The organism is Paracoccus marcusii, assembly GCF_006151785.1.
Taxonomy (GTDB): Bacteria; Pseudomonadota; Alphaproteobacteria; order Rhodobacterales; family Rhodobacteraceae; genus Paracoccus; species Paracoccus marcusii.
The window spans coordinates 1-5,802 of record NZ_VDDD01000178.1; the positions used below are offsets into that span (position 1 = coordinate 1).

Annotated in this window: 5 protein-coding genes and 2 pseudogenes; 4 read left to right on the plus strand and 3 right to left on the minus strand. The window is 68.8% G+C overall.

The annotated features are described in order from the left end of the window. The 4 genes and pseudogenes from FHD68_RS19185 to FHD68_RS17395 form a co-directional block, all read left to right on the plus strand. Window positions 1–217 (plus strand): annotated as a pseudogene (locus tag FHD68_RS19185) (hypothetical protein); the annotation flags it as partial. Continuing rightward, complete coding sequence (locus FHD68_RS17385; protein WP_127897822.1) at window positions 214–2,058, plus strand: ABC transporter ATP-binding protein; 1,845 nt, start codon at window positions 214–216, stop codon at window positions 2,056–2,058. The pseudogene FHD68_RS19185 and the gene FHD68_RS17385, both read left to right, overlap by 4 nt. After that, complete coding sequence (locus FHD68_RS17390) at window positions 2,055–3,278, plus strand: class I SAM-dependent RNA methyltransferase (protein ID WP_139086383.1); 1,224 nt, start codon at window positions 2,055–2,057, stop codon at window positions 3,276–3,278. The genes FHD68_RS17385 and FHD68_RS17390 overlap by 4 nt, the downstream gene beginning before the upstream one ends. Before the next feature lie 64 nt (window positions 3,279–3,342). Next, window positions 3,343–3,864 (plus strand): L,D-transpeptidase family protein, encoded by a 522-nt coding sequence (locus tag FHD68_RS17395; RefSeq protein ID WP_045981359.1) that lies wholly within the window; start codon window positions 3,343–3,345, stop codon window positions 3,862–3,864. Between the two features lie 42 nt (window positions 3,865–3,906). Here the strand turns inward: FHD68_RS17395 and dalA are convergent, their stop codons facing one another. The 3 genes and pseudogenes from dalA to FHD68_RS17410 all read right to left on the minus strand — a co-directional run. After that, window positions 3,907–4,422: a divisome-associated lipoprotein DalA gene (dalA, locus tag FHD68_RS17400; protein ID WP_045999965.1), complete on the minus strand. Its 516-nt coding sequence runs from the start codon at window positions 4,420–4,422 to the stop codon at window positions 3,907–3,909. Window positions 4,423–4,511: 89 nt separating this feature from the next. Next, window positions 4,512–5,552, minus strand: coding sequence for a ferrochelatase (gene hemH / locus FHD68_RS17405; RefSeq protein WP_045981361.1), 1,041 nt, complete (start codon window positions 5,550–5,552; stop codon window positions 4,512–4,514). Further along, a pseudogene (locus FHD68_RS17410) lies at window positions 5,549–5,802 on the minus strand (SAM-dependent methyltransferase); the annotation flags it as partial. The gene hemH and the pseudogene FHD68_RS17410, both read right to left, overlap by 4 nt.

Consider the following 5,802-nt stretch of genomic DNA (forward strand, 5'->3'; position numbering starts at 1 on the left):
CGACGGCCACCCGCTGCCCCCCGACTGGCAGGCCCGCATCGCGCGGGCGACCCGGTCCCCCCTGCCCGTGGCCGCAGCCGACCTGGCCCCGCTGCAGGGGCCTGCCTTGGGACGGGCCCTGAAGGCCGCGGAGGAGGCGTGGATCGCGTCGGCCTTCACCCTGCCCGCCCCCGCCCTGATCGACGCGGCCCGCTTGGCCGGGAAGGACGACGAATGAGCCTGCACACCCGCTTCGGCCGCATGGTCGACGCCTTTCGCCCGGCCGAGGGCGCGCCGCCCGCCACGCTGATGGCCTTCTTCCGCTGGTGCCTGTCGGGCGCCTGGCCGGGGCTGGGGTTTGCCGCCATCGCCTCCGCCCTGGGCGGGGTGGCGGATGTCGTCTCGGCGCTGCTGCTGGGGATGGTCGTCGATGCGGTCACGACCAGCGCGCCCGGCGTCTTCTGGGACCAGAACTGGGGCCTGGTCGCGCTGTTCGCGGGGTTCTTCCTGGTGGTGCGCCCGGCGATCTATGGCCTGTCCACGGCCAGCTCGAACGTGATCATCGGACCGAACATCCTGCCGTTGGTGCTGTCGCGCCTGCATCGCTGGACGATGGGACATGCGGTCACCTTCTTCGACAACGACTTTGCCGGGCGGCTGGCGCAAAAGCAGATGCAGACCGCGCGCGCGGTGACCGATGTCGCATCCGAGATGGTGAACGTGGTGGCATTCGCCCTGGCATCCGTGCTGGGATCGGCGGCCTTCCTGCTGGCCGTCGATGGCTGGGGCGCGGTGGCGCTGCTGGTCTGGCTGGCGGCCTATTTCGCGCTGATCCGGTTCTTCCTGCCGCGCATCCGCGCGAAATCGGGCGCGCGCGCATCGGCGCGGGCCAATGTCACCGGACAGGTCGTCGACACCATCACCAACATCAAGACGGTCAAGCTGTTCGCCCATGCCGACCACGAGGATCAGGCCGCCCTGGGCGCGATGGCGGGGTTCCGCGAACGCGCGCTGGATTTCGGCGTCGTCTCGACCTGGTTCCGGCTGTCGCTGATGGTCGTGGCGGGGATCCTGCCGGTGATTTTGGTCGGCGGCGCGATCCTGCTGTGGCGCGACGGCACCGCGACCGTGGGCGATGTCGCCGCCAGCGGTGCCATCGCTATGCGCCTGTCGCAGATGACCGGGTGGGTCAGCATGGCCCTGATGGGCATGTGGGGCAGCATCGGAGAGGTCGAGGACGGGATGAAGACCCTGTCCCCGCCCCATGCCCTGACCGACCGCCCCGGCGCCCGGACCCTGTCGCGCGTGCAGGGCCGGATCGAGTTCGACCATGTCGAATTCGCCTATGGCCGCGACGCGGGCGGCATCCGCGACCTGACGCTGACCATCCCGGCCGGAGAGAAGATCGGCATCGTCGGCGCGTCCGGCGCTGGCAAGACCACGCTGGTCGGCCTGCTGCTGCGGCTCTACGACGTTGAACGGGGCACCATCCGCATCGACGGCCACGACCTGCGCGATGTGACCCAGGAAAGCCTGCGCCGCCAGGTGGCGATGGTCACCCAGGACACCGCCATGTTCAACCGATCCGCCCGCGACAACATCCTGTACGGTCGCCCCGACGCGACGCAGGACGAGGTCGTGGCCGCCGCCAAGGCGGCCGAGGCGCACGACTTCATCCTGACGCTGGAGGATTATGCGGGCCGCACCGGGTATGACGCATATCTGGGCGAACGCGGCGTCAAGCTGTCGGGCGGCCAGCGCCAGCGCATCGCCCTGGCCCGCGCCTTCCTCAAGGACGCGCCGATCCTGGTCCTGGACGAGGCGACCAGTGCGCTGGACAGCGAGGTCGAGGCCCAGGTCCAGGATGCCCTGACCCGCGCCATGCGCGGCAAGACCGTGCTGGCCATCGCGCACCGACTGTCCACCATCGCCGAACTGGACCGCATTCTGGTGATCGAGGACGGGCGCATCGTCGAACAGGGCGGTCATGACGACCTGCTGGCCCGCGACGGCCGCTATGCCCGCTACTGGAACCGCCAGTCGGGCGGTTTCCTGGGCACCGAAGAGGCTGCCGAATGACCCAATGGACGATCGAGCGGCTTGGCCGCAAGGGCGACGGCGTGGCCCTGTCGGGCGACGCCCGCGCGCTGGCCCCCCTGGTCCTGCCCGGAGAGGTCGTCCAGGGCGAGGCCCTGGACGGCCGCATCGCCGCCCCGCGCATCGTCACCCCGTCCCCGGACCGCATCCGCCCCGTCTGCGGCCATTACCGCGCCTGCGGGGGCTGTTCGCTGATGCACGCGACCGACGCCTTCACCACCGCCTGGAAGACCCAGGTCGTGCTGACCGCGCTGGCGGCCCAGGGGATCACGGCGCCTCTGCCGCAGGTCCACGTGTCGGCGCCGAACAGCCGCCGCAGGGCCGTGCTGTCGGGGCGGCGCACGAAGAAGGGTGCGACCGTGGGGTTTCATGGCCGCGCATCCGACGTGATCGTCGATCTGACCGAATGCCACGTGCTGCGCCCGCAGATCCTGTCCGCGCTGCCGCTGCTGCGCCGCATCGTCATCGCCGGGGCGTCGCGCGCGGCGGAACTGTCGCTGGTCGTCATCCATGGTCCGGCCGGGCTGGACGTCGCCGTGCGTGGCGGCAAGCCGATGGACCCTGCGCTGTTCCAGGCTCTGGCCGCCCTCGCGGACGAGGGCGATCTGGCGCGGCTGGACTGGGATGGCCAGGCCATCACCCGCCGCGCGCCCGCCCTGCCGATGGGGCGCGCGCATGTCGTCCCCCCGCCCGGTGCCTTCCTGCAGGCCACCGCCCAGGGCGAGGCCGCACTGCTGGCTGCGGTGCGCGACACCGTGGCGGGCGCGTCAAAGGTCGCCGATCTTTTCGCGGGCTGCGGGACCTTCACGCTGCCTTTGGCGGAACGGGCCTCCGTCCATGCGGTCGAGGGGCTGGCCGCACCCTTGTCCGCCCTTGATTCGGCGTGGCGGGCCACGTCCGGCCTGAACCGTGTCACGACCGAGGTCCGCGATCTGGCCCGCAGGCCGCTGATGCCCGATGAACTGGCCCGGTTTGACGCGATCGTGATCGACCCGCCCCGCGCCGGGGCCGAGGCGCAGATGCGTCAGATCACCGCCGCTCGCGTCCCGGTGGTGGCGGCCGTGTCCTGCGACCCGGTCAGTTTTGCCAAGGATGCGCGGATTCTGGCCGATGCCGGCTATGGCATCGATCGACTGTGGGTGGTCGACCAGTTCCGGTTTTCCCCGCATGTCGAACTGGTGGCGGCGTTAACGCACCGCTAGGCAGGCATGGTGTATCCGTGATATTCCGGGCCCATAAAAAATCAAAAACGCTTCAGAGGCAGTGATGATCAGAACCACCCGTCGGACGTTCACGATTTCGATGCTGGCCCTGCTGGCTGCCTGTGGAAAGCCGCAGCAACCCAGCAAGTTCCAGCGCTACTCCGGACCGCCGATCACCCAGGTGCAGGTGAACAAGGGTCAGCGTCGCATGCACCTGTTCAGCGGCAGCACGCCGGTCCGGTCCTATGACATCAGCCTGGGCAACCAGCCGGTGGGGCACAAGCAGTTCTCGGGCGACGGCAAGACCCCCGAAGGCGTCTATTACATCGACCGCTTCAACCCGCGCAGCGCGTTCCACCTGTCGGTGGGCATCTCGTATCCGAACCCCAACGACCGCGCCTTCGCCGAGCAGTATGGCATGGATCCGGGCGGCGACATCTTCATCCACGGCCGCGGACCCCAGGGCAACAACCTGTTCCCGCGCCAGCGCGACTGGACGGCCGGCTGCATCGCCGTCACCGACGAGGAAATCCAGGAAATCTATGCGATGCTGATGCCCGGCACGCCGGTCGTCATCTATCCCTGACCCCCGCGACGGTTGCGGCCCCGCATGGGGGCCGCCCGAGGCCTAGCGTCCGGTCAGCAGCGTCCACCAGACCTTGCCCGACGGCTCCTTGAACCAGGCAAAGCCCAGCTGCGTCGCGGTCGGGTCCATGATCACGTCGCGGGTGTCGCGCGTGGACATCCATGCGGCCAGCGTCTCGATCTCGTTCTCGTAGGTCTCCGAGATGTTCTCGCCGATGATCTCTCCGCCGAACCCCTGACGCTGCGCCCGGTCCAGGGGCGACGATCCGTCCGACCCCCAGTGCCAGGCCCGGTTCTGGGCCGACATGTCGCGCGAATGGACCAGCGACGCCGCCTCCAGCGCAGGGCTGGGCTGCAGCGGGGACAGGCCGATGTTGCCGCGCAGCGTGTTGATCTGCTGCAGCACGCGCCCCGCGATTGCTGCGTTGTCGTCGACCACCGGCGCCGCCGCCGCGGCCGGGTCCATGGGCATGGCCATCGGCGCAGGCGCCAGGTTGCGCGGGCCGCACGCACCCAGCACGATCAGGCCCAGAATCGCAAGCGCGTTGATTTTCTTCATGTTCCGGCCACTCTCCTCGCGCACATGGCCTAGTCCTATCCAATGCCTCGCACCGGATCAAACCCAACTTGGAGTGAACGCGCCGACGCTCACCGCGGCTGCACCCAGCCGCCGATGTTCTCGCGCACCACCTCCAGCATGACGCGGATATGGGCGGGGTCGTCGTTCAGGCAGGGGATGTACTGGAATTCGTGCCCCCCGGCCTCCTCGAAGGCCTCCTTGATCTCGCCGTTGATCTCCTCCAGCGTCTCGATGCAGTCCGACGAGAACGCCGGAGAGATCACCGCGATGTCGGTATGACCCTGCTTGGCCAGTTCGGCCACATGCTCGACCGTATAGGGCTTCAACCACTCCTCGCGGCCGAAGACCGACTGGAAGGTCGTGTCGATGATCCCCTCGGGCCAGCCCAGCTCCTCGCGCAGCAGGCGCGACGTCTTCTGGCACTGGCAGTGATAGGGATCGCCCTGCATCAGATAGCGCTTGGGCATGCCGTGATAGCTGGCGACCAGCTTCTTGGGCACCTTGCCGTCCAGCGCGCGGCGCACGCTGTCGGCCAGCGCCTTGATGTAGTCGGGGTGGTTCACATAGGGCTCGACCGTGCGCACGGCGGGCTGCCAGGTCTCTTTCATCAGGACGCGGAACAGCTGGTCGTTGGCCGTGGCCGAGGTCGGCCCCGCATATTGCGGATAAAGCGGCAGGAACACGATCCGCCGACAGCCCGCATCGACCATCCGCCGCACCACGTCCCCGGTCGATGGATTGCCATAGCGCATGCAGAAATCGACCATCACCTGATCGCCCCATTCGTCATGCGCCATCTGCGCCAGCGCGCGGGTCTGGGCCTTGGTGATGGTCAGCAGCGGGCTTTCGTTCGCCTCGTGGTTCCAGATCAGCTTGTAGTTCTTGCCGGAACTGAACGGCCGCTTGGTCAGGATCACCCCCTGCAGCAGGGGCTGCCAGATCAGGCGGTTCACGTCGACGACGCGGCGGTCGGACAGGAACTCGTTCAGATAGCGGCGCATCGACCAGTAGTCATAGCCGTCCGGCGTGCCCAGATTGGCGATCAGGATGCCGGTCTTGGCGGGCTTGACCGCGGGATGGTCGGCAGGCGCGTGGGTGGGTCTCATCATGACTTCCTGAGTTTTGTCAGGGCATCGGCCAGCGAGGTGGTGGCCGATCCGGGGCGCAAGGGCTTTGGCTGGCTGTCCGAGGGCGCCCAGCCCGTCAGAAAGACCAGATCGAAGGTGACGGCGACACGGGACGGATCGTCGCGGTCGGGACTGTGGGAGGCCAGCAGATCGGCGGCGCGGGCCAGCACGGCGCGCGGCGTGGGCCGGCGCAGGCGCGCGGCCATCGCGTTGCCCTCGCCCATCGCACGCA

What these genes read in the sequence shown, in the direction of transcription:
- hemH (WP_045981361.1), bottom strand. Translation starts at nt 5,552, where the DNA reads ATGATGAGACCCACCCACGCGCCTGCCGACCATCCCGCGGTCAAGCCC.
- dalA (WP_045999965.1), bottom strand. Translation starts at nt 4,422, where the DNA reads ATGAAGAAAATCAACGCGCTTGCGATTCTGGGCCTGATCGTGCTGGGT.
- FHD68_RS17395 (WP_045981359.1), top strand. Translation starts at nt 3,343, where the DNA reads ATGATCAGAACCACCCGTCGGACGTTCACGATTTCGATGCTGGCCCTG.
- FHD68_RS17390 (WP_139086383.1), top strand. Translation starts at nt 2,055, where the DNA reads ATGACCCAATGGACGATCGAGCGGCTTGGCCGCAAGGGCGACGGCGTG.
- FHD68_RS17385 (WP_127897822.1), top strand. Translation starts at nt 214, where the DNA reads ATGAGCCTGCACACCCGCTTCGGCCGCATGGTCGACGCCTTTCGCCCG.